The following is a 15,648-nucleotide window of genomic DNA, read 5'->3' on the forward strand; positions in this document are numbered from 1 at the left end:
GAATATTCTGGCAGGATACGCCGCACTTAGTGCCGTCTGGTCTCAATACTGTCATGCAGTGGTTTTCAAAAAACACCGTTTTTTTTGCTGTAAAAACCTGTCTGGCCGCCTTTCTGGCATTGTACTTTTCACTCGAACTCAACCTGGATAAACCGGCCTGGGCGATTACCACGGTTTTCATCGCTTCCCAGCTTTATTCTGCCTCCACCATTTCAAAATCACTGTTTCGTATGCTTGGCACCTTGCTGGGCGGCGTGTTTATCTTCTTTGTTTTTCCCGTTACCGTTGAACACCCATTACTTTTCAGCTTCATCATTTCGCTGTGGGTGAGTGTGTGTCTTTACCTTTCGCTGCACGATCGCACGCCGAAAAGCTATGTGTTCATGCTGGCAGGCTACAGCGCCGCAATCATGGGTTTTCCTGAAGTCATGACGCCGTTATCGATCACCAATACCGTGTTATCCCGTATTGAAGAGATCGCAGTCGGTACAGTGTGCAGCAGTCTGGTGCACGCACTTTTGTTTCCGGTATCGATGCGTAGCTTGCTGGAGCAGAGTGTCAGCCAGTGGTATTTGAATGCCCGCAAGTTGTGCCACGATTTGCTGTCAGGCATTTCTGGCGTTAAATCTCCCGAGCGCGATGAAATTCTGACGCGTATGGCGACCAATCCACAGCAAGTGGAAATTCTGATTACGCACTGCGTCTATGAAGGCGATGCGGCGCGGCGTTTGATTCGTCTGGTCAGCGTGCAGTATCAACATCTCTCTTACTTGATCCCCACGCTCACCGCGATTGAGCTGCGCCTGCAGCGATTATCAGCGCTGCAGATTACCTTCCCGGACAACGTCGCTGTGGCGTTCCGTCTGTTTTTGCATTGGCTCAACGATGGCGAAGCCGTCGGGGAAACCAGCGGTATACAGTTGGAATTAAGTCGTTGTCAGAATGATATCAATCAGGCCTGGCGTAACGGGGAGTTACCGATTGAGCACTGCCTGCTGTTTACCGGTTTACTGGAGCGCATGGCGGACTTTGTGCGCATTGCGGGTGCCTATCAAAGCGTCGGCGGGCTGGTCAGCGATCTCTCGGGCGACACCACGCCCGCCCGCGGCAAACGCACCCATCGTTTCTACGACAAAGGGTTGATCAGACTTTCTGCATTAACCGCCTTTTGCGCGATTTTTGGTTCCTGTTTACTGTGGATTGGCACGGGTTGGCACGATGGCGCGTCGGCACCGGTGATGGCCGCCATCCTGAGTTCACTTTTTGCCAGTATGGATACGCCACTGACCTCAATGAAATTGTTTGTGCGCGGCGTGATTGTGGCCATCTTTATCAGCGTGATTTATGTGGCGCTGCTGTTGCCGCAGGCGACCTCATTTGAAGCACTGATTATTTGTCTGCTGCCGGGCTTATTGATACTGGGCCTGATTATTGCGCGCCCCTCAACCAATATGATTGGTATCAGCGTTGCTATCCAGATTCCTGGCTTTATCGGTTTAGGCCATCATCTCAAGCCCGATCTGGTGTTGTTGATTAACAATGCGATTGCCTCGCTGGCTGGCGTGCTTTTTGCGGTGATTGTGACCGTGCTGATGCGCAACAAACGCCCCTCATGGACGGCGCGGCGCGCGGTCCGTCAGGGGTTACGTGAGCTGTTGCGCTTCATTAAAGAACTTGAACGTACCGGTTCATCGCTGCTGGGCAGACAACGCTTTATCAGTTTGATGCTGGATAAAGTCAACGTGGTACTGCCGCGTTTACGACTGGATCCACAACCGGATATGTCGACTGCTGGGATGTTATTGACGGAAGTGTGGCTGGGCGTGAACAGTTTTGATTACTACGCCCGCCATAAAGATCTGCTGGCAAAACATCAGCTGGACAGCGGACAGATGTTTCACGAGTTGGCCTTGTTCCTGAAGCGTCGCCTGAAATCGCTGCAAACACCGCCTCATCAGGATTTACTGGACGAACTCGACTGGCTGCTGCTGATGCTGGAACGGCTGGCAAAGCAGGATGACGGTTTGCTGACGCCGCTGTTCCATCTGTTCAGCATCCGGCTCTACCTGTTCCCGCAGCAACCGTGGCCCGTTGCCACGCCGCGCCAGCTGGAGAGGATGCAACTACAGGATTATCGTCAGCGCGCCTGGTAGCCGTCCCAGCTGTAGCCTTTGGGTACGCGGGAGAAACCGGCTTCTTTTAACGCGGTGAACAGACTGGATTGTCCGACAGATTGATCGTTAATGCGCTCGAGGATGAAATTAAGGTGCTTCTCGCGCTTTAATGCCTGGCCCAGCGCTACCAGCGCGGCATGAAGGTCTTCGTCGCTATCCTGCGCATCAAAGGTCATCAGCTCTTTACCGCCAGGTGGAAGGTAAAGCAGCACGTGCCCACTGGCGATCACCACGAAAGCGCCCGTGCGGCGCGTGGGTTTGGCTCCGGTGATACTGAGCGGCCACGGCAGTGTTAAACCGTAGGGATTCGCGGGGTCAACTGCAGATACGACGACGTGAGCATGCCGCACTGGCTTGCCCGCATCGAGTTGACGCAGTCGATCAATAGCAGGGTTATCGGCAAACTGTGCCGCGCCCATGCCCGCAATAAAACGCCCGCGCAACAGTCGGCCGGCATCTTCCATCCCGCGCAGCACTGGTTGCAACGCCGGAAAGCCGCCGGGGATCTGCTCGGCGATAGCGGATCCCCGCGTGATGACACCAAATCGATCGAGCATATTTTCTGCTAATGCCAGCGCGCGTTCGGTGTCGGCAATCGGCTGGCGAGGGATCAACGACCAGCGACCGGCCATGGTGTTCAGTGATAAACGGGGTTCTGCGGCGCGACTGGCGTTAAAACTGGCGCGACTGTGCCGTCCGTGGCGTGCACGCACAGGGCGCGGTTTGGGTGTGATGGCCATTTGGCTAAGATGTCGCAACGCCGACCAGGTATCGATGGTGAGGACTCCGCGCCAGATCAGTTGCCAAAGAGCCTGATAAACGTCCGTTGGATCAATCATTTCTCCGTTATCCAGCCTTTCGGTTATGCGCGGGAGCAGCTGCCTGACGAACCAACCCGCGCCATCCTGCATCAGCGCCAGTAAGGACGCCTCGATGGGTGACAACGTCACTTGATTATCCAGAGCAGGGATTGTTTCGCTGGCGAACTCAGTCAAATGCAGGGAAACCAGACCGTCATGCACGTTTGATGAAGTATGACCGAACCAAATCACTTCTCCCGATGAAAACAATTCATCCAGCATCGCAGGCTGATAATCCCGAACGCGTGCAGGGAAGATTTGTGATTCCCACAATGATACTGGCAGCACCACGCCCGCCAGTTGTTCAATGACTCTGACCACGCCATTCAGCCCTGAGAAGGCGCCTTGTGTCTGCCGGGCGCTCGCATCACTCAACAGCCCCTGACGCTCAAGCAGAAACGCCACATAGGCGGCCGGCACAACGGGTTGAGTCGCGTCGCGCGCGGACTGTAACGACCGCACGCGCAAGCGGCGGAACACGCTTTCGGCTGCCCACTGCGTGGACTCATCAGGTTCGGGGGACAGAAAATCGCCTTTAAGCAATTTATTTTGCTGGCGAAGTTGTTCCAGAGCTTCATCGACAACGGCGCGTCCGAGGCCAAAACGTTGGGCTACCTGCAAACTGGTAAACACCGCATGCGTGCGGGCGTAGCGCCCCAGCAGATCATGCAATGGGCGGTTAACCGGTTCGAGCAGTGCAGCAGGGAGATTGTTAGGCAGAGCGCAACCCAGCGCATCATGCAGACGTATTGCATCTTCAGCCACCGCCCAGCGCGCGGTACCCGCAATGTTTACATTGATGATTCGCTGCACCTGCTGCAGGGCGAGCAAACCGGGCTCAAGCGGCTCATCGCCCGTAAAACGGGCGGCAAGTTCTTCGGTTGATAGCGGGCCCAGCTCGCGCAGCATATCTATCAGAGCTTCAATACTGCGCGCCTGATACTCCGCCACGGTACGCTGCAATTCCTGCTCAACACGCGCAATCACTGCGGGTTCCAGCAGTTCGCGCATATCCACCTGGCCCAGTAAATCACTCAGCATATTGCTGTCGAGTGCTAGCATCGAAGCGCGCCGTTCCGCCTGAGGCGCATCGCTGGCATACATAAATTCGGCGACGTAACCAAACAGCAGCGGTGCGGCAAACGGCGAGGGAGTTTCTGTTGTGACTTCGGTTAACCGCACGTCACCCTGATGGATACGTGCCATTAAATGATGCAGTGCAGGCAGGTCGTAAACGTCCTGCAAACATTCGCGTGCCGTCTCAATCAGGATGGGAAAGTCTGCAAACTGACGTGCCACTTCGAGCAATTGGCCTGCACGCAAACGTTGCTGCCAAAGCGGTGAACGTTTACCGGGATTGCGGCGCGGCAACAGCAGGGCGCGGGCAGCACATTCACGGAAACGGGCGGCAAACAGCGCCGAATGCCCGACGGATGCCGTCACGACGCGTTGCAGTTCATCGGGCTCGAACAAGAAGAGCTCGGCACCGGGCACCCGGCCTTCGCTATCGGGAAAACGTGCCACGATGCCATCATCGCTGGCGACCACGGCTGGATTGATGCCCATGATGCGGCCAATGCGTTCCGCAACCGCCAGCGCCCAGGGTGCATGCACACGCTGGCCATATGGCGAATGAAGGATCAGACGCCAGTCGCCGGTTTCATCCCGACAGCGCTCAATCAACAGGTTGCGATCTGTTGGCAATTCGCCCGTTGCCTGAATTTGTTCTGCGATCAGGCTTTTTATATTGTGTCGGGCATTGGCGTCAAGACTGTCGCCGGGCAGTGACGCCTCATTACTGGCGTGTCGTAAATAGCCACCAATCGCTTCACCGAGTGTCGCTGAACGGCCAAGGCTGTCGCCATGCCAGAATGGCAGACGCGCTGAACGGCCCGGCGCAGGCACCACCACAACCTGGTCATGGGTGATTTGCTGAATACGCCAGGATGTCGCGCCCAGGGTAATGATGTCGTTAATTCGCGACTCATAGACCATCTCTTCATCCAGTTCCCCGACGCGACGTGCGCCCGTCTGTTCTTCACCTTCGGGAAGCATAACGCTGAACATCCCGCGATCCGGGATGGTGCCGCCGCTGGTGACGGCCAGATGCTGCGCGCCAGGCAGCCCGGTGAGGGTATTGTTTTGTCGATCCCAAATGACGCGGGGTCGCAGGTTGGCGAACTCATCGGAAGGATAACGCCCGGCTAGCATATCCAATACGGCGTCAAATGCGTTACGCGGTAACGTTTTGAACGGTTCTGCGCGCCGCACCAGCTCAAACCAGCTGTCGATTTCCAGGGTGTCCATTGAGGCGGCGGCGACCGTATGCTGAGCCAGCAGGTCCAGCGGATTGTGTGGCAGGGTAATCGCATCAAGTTCACCTGCCATCATCGATTCGACGATAACTGCCGCATCCACCAAATCGCGGCGGGTACGCGGCCAGATGATGCCTTTCGGCGTGCCACCGACCTGATGACCCGCGCGCCCGACGCGCTGGAGCGCACTGGCAACCGAAGGCGGTGCACCCACCTGGATCACCAGATCGATATCGCCCATGTCGATCCCCAGCTCCAGGCTTGATGTGGCGACAACGCAGCGCAACTCTCCCGCTTTGAGCGCGTTCTCAATTTCCAACCGTTGCTCTTTGGAGACAGAACCGTGGTGGGATCGGGCCAATAAGTTATCCGGTGTGACATTGCGTTTTTCCGTGCCGCCGGTAAAAGAACCGTAGGCAAAGGATGCTTCTGGCGCAGGGGGCTGTTCTCCCAGGCGGCGCATGTAGAGTTCATTCAGTCGCGCGGTGAGTTTTTCAGCCAACTCACGAGAATTAGTAAACACCAATGTGGCGCGATGGCGTAACACCTCATCCAGAATCCCGGCTTCAATATGTGGCCAGATGGAACCGGCAGAAAGTGTGGCATCCTGAACGGAACGGCTATCGGGGCGCTGCTGGATATCCGTCATATCTTCAACGGGTACACGGATGGTGAGCTGCAATGGACGCTGTGCGGCAGGATTAACGATCAGCGTTTCGCGACTCCCGCCAAGAAACTGTGCGACGGCTTCGGGCGGTTTTACCGTGGCAGAGAGACCGATGCGCTGCGCAGGGTGCGCGAGCAGTGCATCCAGCCGTTCAAGACTGAGCGCCAGATGCGCGCCACGTTTACTGCCCGCTACGGCATGTACTTCATCAACAATCACGGTGGAGATGCCGCACAGCGTATCGCGAGCTTTCGACGTCAGCATCAGGAATAAGGATTCGGGCGTGGTGATCAATATGTCAGGTGGACGGCGCTGTAATTTTGCCCGCTCGCCACTGAGCGTATCGCCTGAACGCATGCCCACCTCAATCGCGATCTCCGGTTCACCGCGTTTGCGCCGCTCATCAGCCACTCCCGCCAAAGGTCGTTGCAAATTGCGCTGAACATCCGCCGCCAGTGCTTTGACCGGTGAAAGATAAAGAATGCGCGTCCTGTGGCTCCGCTCAGGCAGTTCTGCGCCACTGCGCTCACGGAACAGGGCATCAATCGCATAAAGAAATGCCGCCAGCGTTTTACCTGAACCGGTAGGCGCAATCACCAGGCAATTTTTACCGCTCGAAATGGCTCGCCAGGCTTGCTGTTGAGCGGGCGTCGCCGCTTTAAAAGTGTGGCGAAACCATTGCTGCGTGGCGGCGGTAAACAACGCGAGTGATGAGGCTGGCATCCGATGCTCCTGCGTTTCAAAGAGGGCTTTCAGCAGTGTAGTCTGCGGCATGATTGTGATCAGGTTATATACTTGATGTTTTGGCTGATTTTTTCATCAACAGGAGTGAGAAATGATGATGTTCAAACGCGCACTATTATTGGCGCTGCTTCCGGGAACCGTGCTGGCTGCCCCGGTATTTACGCTGCAATCATCGGATTTTAACGACAGTGCCACGCTGGATAAAACCTTTGCAGGCAACAACAAAAGTAACCCGTCATGCACCGGCGACAATGTGTCTCCCGCTTTAAGCTGGTCAAATGCGCCGGCCGGCACCCGCAGTTTTGCGCTGATGCTCACCGATCCCGTGGGTGGCAAAGGCTTAGGCGTAACGCATATGGTGGCCTATAACATCGCGGCGGATCGCACGCAGTTTGCGCAGGGCGAGTTAACTAAAGGCGAAGGTTATACCGGGGTAAGAATTCGCCAGGCACCACAAATTATTATGGTCCTTGTCCACCGGTGGGAAGTGGCATGCATCATTATAACTTCGTGATGGTGGCCACAGACTTGCCGGTAAACCAATTACCTGCGGGACTTACACATGATGAATTGATTGCCAAATTGAAAGGGCACAGTTTGGGTGCCTCAACCCTTGTCGGGCGTTTTACTAACGATAAGTAAAGAGAACGGCCGCCTTAGATGGCGGCCGTGACAACGTCACTCAGCAGGGTAGATCGATCTTTCCAGCGTCCCGCGTCGATCCCATCGACGCGCGGCTAACCACATTAATGCGGTGGCAAACCAGCCAATAATCCACGACACATCATTACCGGCAAATATCCAGGTTAATGAGCCATGGTGCAGCGGATTATCAATAAAGGGCAGTTGCACCATCACGCCGAGGCAATACACCACAATCCCAACCCAGCTCCAGCGGCCGTATCGGCCATCAGGCTGTGACAGCGCCGGAATATCCACGCGCCCTTTGGTGATCAGATAGAAATCGGTGAGGCTGATTGCGCTCCATGGGACAAAGAAAGCGAGCAGGAACAACAGGAAATGGGTAAACGACTTGAGGAAGGCCGGCTCACTGATCAGGGCGATAATGCAGGCAATCGTGACCATCAGCACCACAAACAGAATACGTCCGCCTCGGCTGAGGGACGTTTGCTGACGAAAGCCTGACACGATGGTGGTGAGTGACATAAAGCTGCCGTAAGCATTCAGGGTAGTGAAAGTAATCTTGCCAAAGCAGATGGCGAAGTAGATTACCATCGCCATAGTGGCGCTACTGCCCAGACCAACGATATATCCCACTTCATTACCGGAAAACGCTTTTCCGGCAATCGCTGCCACAATGACGCCCAACGTCATCGAGGCTTGTGTGCCTAAAACGGTGCCAAAAAACACCGAACTGAACAGCTTCTTCGCCGATACGTTAGCTGGCAGGTAGCGCGAGTAATCAGAAACATACGGGCAAAAGGCAATCTGCCAGGAAGAAGAGAGTGAAACGGCCAGCAGGAAGTTGGCGATAGTGAAGTGCTGATTCTGCCACACGGCCGATAAATCATGCGTGGAAAGCAGGGTGATGAACAGATAAGCGAAGGCCAGCACACCGATCACGCTCGCCACTTTTCCCAGCTTGTGAATCACTCGGTATCCGAGCACCGCAATCACCACAATGATGGCGCTAAACAGGATCATACCCGTCGCGTTGCTCACATTAATCAGCTTTGCCAGTGCCTGACCGGCCAGCACGGTGCCGCTGGCCGAAAATCCGACATACATAATGCACACCAGCACCAGCGGGATCACCGCACCAAACACACCAAACTGCATGCGGCTGGTGATCATCTGCGGTAAGCCAAGACGCGGGCCCTGAATGGCATGCAACGACATAATGGCGGCACCGATAATCTGGCCCACCAACAGACCCACAAGCGACCACACCACATCGCCGCCCAACACTACGGCGAGAGCACCGGTAACAATAGCGGTAATTTGCAGGTTACCGCCAAACCAGAGTGTGAACTGGCTGAAAGGGTGGCCATGACGTTCACGGAGCGGAATGTAATCGATTGATCGGGTTTCAGACAGACGCTGGTTTTCTGTGCCTGAATAATCGGCTGCAGGTGATTCGGCTGACATAGTTTCCTCGCTGAAACAATGAACGCAGTGCGTTATGTTATTTTTTGTTTATCTGTTGTGATGGCATTGGGCGATACATGTATATACATGTATCGATATTGTCACGCGATAAACGAAGTTACAAGGCAGCCGGTCATTGGAAATTGTGATGACGCTGGCAAGGTTGTCACCAAAATGAAAGAACGAGGAGAAGGTTAGCCGATGTGTTTATTTTTGGCCCTGAGTCCAGGGGTTAAAGTCGCTATCTACCGAATCTTGTTTGGCGGGTTCCTCGAGAGAGTCGAGGTAGAGTGCTTCCACTTCAGAACGTGCCCATGGCGTGCGGCGCAGGAATTTGAGACTGGATTTTACGCTGGGATCGCTTTTGAAGCAGTTGATATTGATAAGTTTACTGAGTTCGACCCAGCCATAACGCGCCACTAACGCATTGATAATCATTTCCAGCGTCACGCCGTGCATGGGATCTTTAGAAGAGTGAGTGGTCATGTTACGTCCTAATTTGCAGGCGGATGATTGGCGGGCAAGATTACAAGAAAGCCGCGCCGGCAGCAATGGTGTAGACTTGAGCTTAGCCATTTACTGAGGAAATAACGCGATGAGCGATAAGAAAATGATTTCAATCGACCAGTTTAATGAAGCTGAGCGAATTGAAGTGGATGAAATCTTCAAAGGGTTAATGGAAAAACATCGCCAGCGCAGTGGTAAAGAGCCTGATGCGAAAAAAGAGAAAGAATATACCGCAGATGCGCGTCAGCAAGTCATGACTATTAAGTTAACCAAAGAGAAAGCCAAAGCGGACAAAGCGAAAAAGACACCGACGCGCCGTAAGAAACCTGAAGCGCAGTCTGCCAGTGAGGTCAGTGACTTCAACTGGTCCGCAACCATTAATAAAGGGCGTCGCTAAGCGCTAACTCAGCAATCCGGCCCCCACATTCACTGACAATCCCAGAATGGCCAGATTGAAAATAAACGAGATCACCGATTGCAGCAGCGCCAGCTTACGCATTTCGGTGGTACCCGTTGCCACGTCGGCGGTCTGCGATGCGACTGCGATGGTGAATGAGAAATAGAGAAAATCCCAGTACGCCGGTTCGTCCGGTTTTTCTGGGAATATCATCGGTGTGACATCCTGACTACGCTGCAAGTAATGTTGATGTGCGTAATGCATAGCGAACGAACTCGGCAGTAATGCCCATGAGACAATCAACGTCATGGCGGTCAGCAGCAGATGCAACACACGCGGTGTGCCGGTGAGATGTTTGAGAGCCGGAAGCTCACTCATGATCGCCACGATGCTGATCATGCAGGCCACAATAACCATCCCAAGTACTAACGCGGCGCTCTGATCTTGCATCTGGGCAATACGCTTGATTTCACCTGCATCGGTACGCAGCATGCGAAACCAGATAAACCACAGATAAAGCCACGCCAGCACATTCCAGCCAATCAATACGCGTTGCAGTTCTCCCAATTTTGCAGGCAGCAATAAATAGCAGACAACACCGGCAACAATCGAGATTAACAGACGCAGTCGCGCGAACAGATGTGTGGTGAGAGAAAAGGGCATGATGTTGTTTTTTATTGAGGTTTGAATCAGTTAACTGTAGTTGATGGCAGGAAAAACGCCTGAGCTGACGGCTGAGAATCCTATCGAAATCAGACGCGCTGACGGGTTAAAAGTTGACTGAAAGCAACATTGGCTGACGTCGCTACGTGAATTCTGAGATTTCGCGTGTGGGATTGCTACTGATTATTGACGTAGCGATGCCTTTTTTTGTCGGTATTTTAAGCGATTCATGGAGGTTGAGGTGAATACCTCAGTGATATTAAACATGAGCATCGACTACCAAATAAGTCTACATGAAGGCTACACATATGGTGTTTTCATGTGCACTTGACGTTTTGGATGTGATTATGTTTACATATAAGTCATCTTTTATTGGCCTTTGTGTAGACTTAATTATGAACAGAATGACGGCTATTATGCAGCTTAACCTGTTTGATATGAGAGGACGCTATGTCTTTACTCTTCGGGATTTAGCCAAAATTTTTTTTGAAGATAGCGCGAAAACCCTTAAAGCAGGTTTAAATCGACTAGTAAAAGACGGCATCCTTACACGTGCTATTCGAGGCGTTTATGTTTACGCCTTAGCCAGAAGTAAAGATGCCTACACGCTTGAAAGGGTGGTATTGGCGCTGCGTAGAGGTGAATACAACTATCTCAGTCTGGAATCAGCGTTATCTGCTTATGGTGCTATCTCACAGATTCCAATGAGCAGAATTACAGTGATGACCACTGGACGTTCTGAAGAACATAAAACGCCCTATGGCGTCATTGAGTTTACGCACACCAAGCGTTCTCCCGAACAGATTTTGCAAGACACATACATCGGTGACTCGCCTTTACGTCAGGCAACGATGAAGACAGCACTCAGAGATTTGCGGCGGGTAGGGCGTAACCTGCATCTGGTCGATACAACGGAGCTTCAGGATGAATCAGAGGGTTAATTTTGCCGATTTGGTGGGTCAAGCCATGGAGTCAGCTGAACTTGATGGTATGCGTAATGTGGTTGAGAAAGAGCTACTGCATTACGACATTCTATATTGCCTGGATAGAGAAGGATTACTGCAGGACCTTACATTCCAGGGCGGTACCTCATTGAGGCTGTGCTATGGCGGCAATCGCTTTAGCGAAGACCCTGATTTTGCAGGTGGAATTAGTTTTTCCGGCACGCATCTTAAAAATCTTAAAAGTTGTATTGAGGATTATCTTGGCACTCGGTATGGATTAGAAGATACGTCATCAATTATCAGCAGGTAATACCTGGTAAAGTCTGTAGTGCGCCTTCAGATGCCTTATTTAACATAATATACATTATGCGCCCTTTGATTATCTGGCTAACTTAAGATGACCGCCTCGGATATGCCTGTGTTTTGTTGAGCTGAATCTGCTGTGTTGCGTTCTACTGGCGCTGCTGTTTCTAGCGCGGAACACTTATGTGAGATGAAATTTGAAGGATTAAACCAGATTGGATTTCCCGTCTGCAACACGCCAGCGATGATGACCTGCTACTGACGGGAAATTGAAAACTACTTCTTTTCGTTGCCGACGTCCCGCGCTTTCAAACGGCAAGCTTCAACTACCCAGGCTGAGAAGTTTTGAATGTTTTCGCTCTTCATACTCTCTTCGATCTGATCAATCAGCAGATGTGGGAAACGAATATGCTTTCGTCGGGTTTTGGAGTTTGTCATTTTATCCATGGTGATCCCTGGTCAGTTGTCTCACAAGTTTTATTATTGTATTGATTAAGCATCTGCTCAGGTTGACCCTAAGCAGATGTAAATAAACCAAAAAACAGATCCCTGCTCTTGTTATTGTCTGTCGAGCAGTAACCGGCTATCCGCAAGAGAAAGTGGTTGAATCTGATGGGTCACCAGCAACGTGGTTTTACCCTTAATAAGTTCTTTCAAACAGTTAAGTACCAGTTCCGTATTCACTGCGTCTAACCCTTCGGTGGGTTCATCGAGCAGTACGATCGGCGCGTGGGAAAGATAAGCGCGGGCAATCCCAATCCGGCGGGCTTGACCACCAGACAGACGCCCTCCTAACTCGCCCACCAGGGTATCGAGCCCCAGCGGAAATGCACGGACTTCTTCGTCTAAGGCAGCACGTGCCAGTGCATCCCATAATGTCTCGTCATCCGCATCCGGTGAAACCAGCCGCAGGTTGTCTCGAATCGACGCGTTAAAGAGATAGGTTTTCTGGCCAACCACCGAAATCATCTGACGCAACGTTTCTTCTGAAAGCGTCCTGACCGGGCGACCACCAATAGACACATCTCCATCTGTTGTTTCCCAGAATCCTTGCACCAGATTCAGTACGGTAGTTTTACCCGCTCCGCTAGGTCCCAAAATCGCCAGACAATGGCCGACGGGCACAGTAAAGCTCAGCTTATCCAGTACCTTAGGCGCATCAGGCGTGTAACGCATTGTCACAGCAGCAAATGATAATTCGCTGCTTTCCGGTATCGGGCTGGTTTCAGGCAAGACGATCGCCGGTGTCAGCTCCGTCATGGAGAACAGACGGCGTGCCGCTTCACGCGTAGTGCCGAGTGAAGCAAAGGCAGCGGGCAATCCAGCCACCGCTTCAGTGCTCGCCAGTATGGTGAACAGCAACATCACGATTTCACTGGCAGAAATGCCGCTCGCGTGCCCGGTATTGAAGAGCAGGATAAAGGCGAAAAATACCCCGAGCTGTCCCATTAAGGCGCAGATCGCCCCGCCGCTGGCGCTGATCCAGGCTTGCCGACGCTGTGCGCTAATCAGTTGCTGAGAAAGCTGGCGCAGATGTTTGGTTTGATGACTAACGGCGCCGACCATCTGTAACTCTGCTAATCCACGTACCAAATCGGTGGATGCAGCCTGAACGGACGAACGCACGGTGGCAATCTGGTTGCCACTGGCTTGCGTCAACGATGCCACAATCCATGGCACAACCACGCCTGCAAGAATCAGCACCACGGCATCAATGATTGCCACTGAAGGTGAGAACCAGCAAATCCCGGCCAAAATAATCAGCGCCGAGATCAGCCCTGCAATCGCTGGGGTCAGAATGCGTAGATAGAAGTTGTCGAGGCTGTCAATATCAGCACGAAAACGCGCCAGCACATCCCCATCACGGAAATCCTGCAGTCGCGCGGGCGCAAGATCCGCTAACTGCTGATAGAACCAGACGCGTAAAACCGACAACAAGCGCAAGGTTGCGTCGTGCGTCACCAGCCTTTCCAGATAACGCGCGAAGGTACGTAATACCGCGAGCCCACGAATCGCCGCCGCCGGAGTGAAAAACTCCAGAGCCAGTGAGCCTACGCCAGCCAGCGCCATGGACGTGATGAACCAACCTGATAAGGCGAGCAGCGCAACGTTGGAGAGAATCACAATCACAGAGAGCAAAATCCCCACCGCCATGCGAAAACGCCATGGACGCGCCAGGCGCAGGAGATGGCAAAGATCATTCATGCGAGATCTCCTTTTTGCAGGCGTTCGAGTTCCGCGAATACGCCAGCGTGGTCGCGCAATGCCTGCGGCATCCCCGATTCAACCACCCGCCCTTTTTCCAGCACGATGACTCGATCAGCAGTGGCGGCGATCTCCGTATCGTGGGTGATGATTAAGCGTGCGCTATCCGGTAATGATTCACCCAAAGCGGCAATCATCTTCTGTGCCGTCTGGCGATCCAGCGCCACAGTGGGTTCATCGAGAACCACTACGGCTGGCGCATTCAATACAGCACGTGCCATCGCAATACGCTGAATCTGCCCACCGGACAGCCCTTTTCCACCGTCGCCCAGGCGGTAATCATATTGCGCCGGCAATGAATGGATAAACGTGTCAGCCTGAGCCAGCTGTGCCGCTGCTTCAACCTCTGCCTGGCTGATACCCGAACGCGATAACAGGATATTTTCAGCAATCGAACCGGCAAACAGAGTGGGCCGCTGCGGGAGCCAGCCAATCTGCTGCTGCCATGCGGGAAGATCTAATGAAGAAAGATCCTTGCCATCAATGACGATGCGCCCTGAGTTGGGCGAGATAAAGCCCAGTAGCATTCGCGATAACGTGGTTTTACCGGCACCGCTGGTGCCGACAATTGCCAGTGTTTCCCCGCTACGCAAAGTAAAGGAAACATCCGTGACACCGCCACCCTCTTCATACTGGTAGCTAACGCCTTCGACGTTTATTTCACGCGGTTTCGCCGGAAGCACTTCATTACCCTCTGGCGATTCAGGCGCTTCCGCATTGAGGATCGCCAGTAAACCTTCCGTCGCGCCAATCGCATCCATACGGGCATGGTAATGCGTGCCCAAATCGCGCAGCGGACGGAAAAATTCCGGTGCCAGCAACAAGGCAAACAGCCCTGGCAGAAAGCCCATCTCGCCATAGAACAGACGGAATCCCACATACACCGCCACCATTGCGGTGCTGATGGTGGCAAAAAATTCCAGCACTAATGAAGAAAGAAACGCCAGTCGCAACACCTTCATGGTGGTCTGGCGATAGCTGTCCGAGATCGCCGCGATAATGTTCGCTTGCCGACGCGCCGCATTGCTCTGACGTAACGTTGTCAGGCCAGCAATCACATCAAAGAAGTGTGCACTCATCAGGCTGAGTTTGTGCCACTGCTTCAGGCTCATTTTCTCCGCGCCCTTTCCTACTACGATCATGAACAGCGGCACCAGCGGTGCGGTGATCAGCATGATCAAGCCGGAAACCCAGTCAAAAGGAAAAAGCGCCACCAGAATGGCAAGCGGCACAATGCCGATGATGATTTTTTGCGGAAGAAAACCGGAAAAATAGGCTTCGATAGCTTCGACGCCTTCGCCAAGCGAGCTGGCGATACTGCCCGTACGTTGATTCTGGCTCCATGACGGACCCAGTGTGGCGATGCGGTCTAACAACATGCCGCGCAGACCCTGGCGGATGCGCGCGGACGCTTCGAATGCAAAGCCTTGACGCAGGATATCGATACCTGCGCGCAGTAACATCACAACCGGCAGCAATAAGAGATATGGCAACAGCGCAGTGAAGTTTTTACCGCCGAGGACAGCGTTACTGATTAGCCAGGCTAACAGCCAGCACTGTGCAATCATCAGTATGGCATTGAGCGCCGCCATACTGATGGACAGTGAAAATAACCCGCCCGCCTGGCGACGCAGGCTCGAAAGCCAACGTTCTGCCAGGCGGGCAGCTATTCTACCAGGAGGAGAGCTAGCAGACATGAT

10 protein-coding genes and 2 pseudogenes are annotated in these 15,648 nt (G+C 53.4%); 5 read left to right on the plus strand and 7 right to left on the minus strand.

The window, feature by feature from the left end; genetic code table 11:
* Positions 1–53: 53 nt before the first annotated feature.
* Complete coding sequence (locus tag ACXI0A_RS11540) at positions 54–2,153, plus strand: FUSC family protein (protein WP_476148754.1); 2,100 nt, start codon at positions 54–56, stop codon at positions 2,151–2,153.
* On the opposite strand, the gene ACXI0A_RS11545 is transcribed toward ACXI0A_RS11540, so the two are convergent.
* Positions 2,138–6,739 carry an ATP-dependent helicase gene (locus tag ACXI0A_RS11545; protein ID WP_476148753.1) on the minus strand — a complete coding sequence of 1,534 codons (4,602 nt, stop codon included), beginning with the start codon at positions 6,737–6,739 and terminating at the stop codon, positions 2,138–2,140. The two genes, ACXI0A_RS11540 and ACXI0A_RS11545, sit on opposite strands and share 16 nt — an antisense overlap.
* Before the next feature lie 112 nt (positions 6,740–6,851).
* On the opposite strand from ACXI0A_RS11545, the pseudogene ACXI0A_RS11550 reads away from it, so the two are divergent.
* Positions 6,852–7,402, plus strand: a pseudogene (locus tag ACXI0A_RS11550) (YbhB/YbcL family Raf kinase inhibitor-like protein).
* 36 nt (positions 7,403–7,438) lie between these two features.
* On the opposite strand, the gene ACXI0A_RS11555 reads toward ACXI0A_RS11550, so the two are convergent.
* Positions 7,439–8,869: a cytosine permease gene (locus ACXI0A_RS11555; RefSeq protein WP_476148751.1), complete on the minus strand. Its 1,431-nt coding sequence runs from the start codon at positions 8,867–8,869 to the stop codon at positions 7,439–7,441.
* Between the two features lie 207 nt (positions 8,870–9,076).
* Positions 9,077–9,355 carry a VF530 family DNA-binding protein gene (locus tag ACXI0A_RS11560; protein WP_476148749.1) on the minus strand — a complete coding sequence of 93 codons (279 nt, stop codon included), beginning with the start codon at positions 9,353–9,355 and terminating at the stop codon, positions 9,077–9,079.
* A 109-nt stretch (positions 9,356–9,464) separates the two neighbouring features.
* Between ACXI0A_RS11560 and ACXI0A_RS11565 the strand changes: the two genes are divergently transcribed.
* Positions 9,465–9,773, plus strand: coding sequence for a hypothetical protein (locus ACXI0A_RS11565; protein WP_476148747.1), 309 nt, complete (start codon positions 9,465–9,467; stop codon positions 9,771–9,773).
* A gap of 3 nt (positions 9,774–9,776) precedes the next feature.
* On the opposite strand, the gene ACXI0A_RS11570 is transcribed toward ACXI0A_RS11565, so the two are convergent.
* Complete coding sequence (locus ACXI0A_RS11570) at positions 9,777–10,436, minus strand: DUF1345 domain-containing protein (protein WP_476148745.1); 660 nt, start codon at positions 10,434–10,436, stop codon at positions 9,777–9,779.
* 395 nt (positions 10,437–10,831) lie between these two features.
* Here ACXI0A_RS11570 and abiEi point away from each other — a divergent pair, with 395 nt between their 5' ends.
* Both abiEi and ACXI0A_RS11580 read left to right on the plus strand, forming a co-directional pair.
* Positions 10,832–11,377 (plus strand): type IV toxin-antitoxin system AbiEi family antitoxin, encoded by a 546-nt coding sequence (gene abiEi, locus ACXI0A_RS11575; RefSeq protein WP_476151062.1) that lies wholly within the window; start codon positions 10,832–10,834, stop codon positions 11,375–11,377.
* Positions 11,361–11,669: pseudogene (locus ACXI0A_RS11580) on the plus strand (nucleotidyl transferase AbiEii/AbiGii toxin family protein); the annotation flags it as partial. The gene abiEi and the pseudogene ACXI0A_RS11580, both read left to right, overlap by 17 nt.
* A gap of 290 nt (positions 11,670–11,959) precedes the next feature.
* Here the strand turns inward: ACXI0A_RS11580 and ACXI0A_RS11585 are convergent.
* The 3 genes from ACXI0A_RS11585 to cydD all read right to left on the minus strand — a co-directional run bounded on the left by ACXI0A_RS11585 (position 11,960) and on the right by cydD (position 15,645).
* Positions 11,960–12,130, minus strand: a complete 171-nt coding sequence (locus ACXI0A_RS11585) for a YlcI/YnfO family protein (protein WP_476148744.1) — start codon at positions 12,128–12,130, stop codon at positions 11,960–11,962.
* A 111-nt stretch (positions 12,131–12,241) separates the two neighbouring features.
* On the minus strand, positions 12,242–13,888 hold the full coding sequence (cydC, locus tag ACXI0A_RS11590) for a thiol reductant ABC exporter subunit CydC (RefSeq protein ID WP_476148743.1): 1,647 nt from the start codon (positions 13,886–13,888) through the stop codon (positions 12,242–12,244).
* Positions 13,885–15,645 (minus strand): thiol reductant ABC exporter subunit CydD, encoded by a 1,761-nt coding sequence (gene cydD / locus ACXI0A_RS11595; protein WP_476148741.1) that lies wholly within the window; start codon positions 15,643–15,645, stop codon positions 13,885–13,887. The genes cydC and cydD overlap by 4 nt, the downstream gene beginning before the upstream one ends.
* Between the last annotated feature and the right edge of the window lie 3 nt (positions 15,646–15,648).

The sequence above is a fragment of the Pantoea sp. C1E2 genome, assembly GCF_056491465.1.

What these genes read in the sequence shown, in the direction of transcription:
- ACXI0A_RS11565 (WP_476148747.1), top strand. Translation starts at nt 9,465, where the DNA reads ATGAGCGATAAGAAAATGATTTCAATCGACCAGTTTAATGAAGCTGAG.
- cydD (WP_476148741.1), bottom strand. Translation starts at nt 15,645, where the DNA reads ATGTCTGCTAGCTCTCCTCCTGGTAGAATAGCTGCCCGCCTGGCAGAA.
- ACXI0A_RS11570 (WP_476148745.1), bottom strand. Translation starts at nt 10,436, where the DNA reads ATGCCCTTTTCTCTCACCACACATCTGTTCGCGCGACTGCGTCTGTTA.
- cydC (WP_476148743.1), bottom strand. Translation starts at nt 13,888, where the DNA reads ATGAATGATCTTTGCCATCTCCTGCGCCTGGCGCGTCCATGGCGTTTT.
- ACXI0A_RS11585 (WP_476148744.1), bottom strand. Translation starts at nt 12,130, where the DNA reads ATGGATAAAATGACAAACTCCAAAACCCGACGAAAGCATATTCGTTTC.
- ACXI0A_RS11555 (WP_476148751.1), bottom strand. Translation starts at nt 8,869, where the DNA reads ATGTCAGCCGAATCACCTGCAGCCGATTATTCAGGCACAGAAAACCAG.
- ACXI0A_RS11545 (WP_476148753.1), bottom strand. Translation starts at nt 6,739, where the DNA reads ATGCCAGCCTCATCACTCGCGTTGTTTACCGCCGCCACGCAGCAATGG.
- ACXI0A_RS11540 (WP_476148754.1), top strand. Translation starts at nt 54, where the DNA reads ATGCAGTGGTTTTCAAAAAACACCGTTTTTTTTGCTGTAAAAACCTGT.
- ACXI0A_RS11560 (WP_476148749.1), bottom strand. Translation starts at nt 9,355, where the DNA reads ATGACCACTCACTCTTCTAAAGATCCCATGCACGGCGTGACGCTGGAA.
- abiEi (WP_476151062.1), top strand. Translation starts at nt 10,832, where the DNA reads ATGAACAGAATGACGGCTATTATGCAGCTTAACCTGTTTGATATGAGA.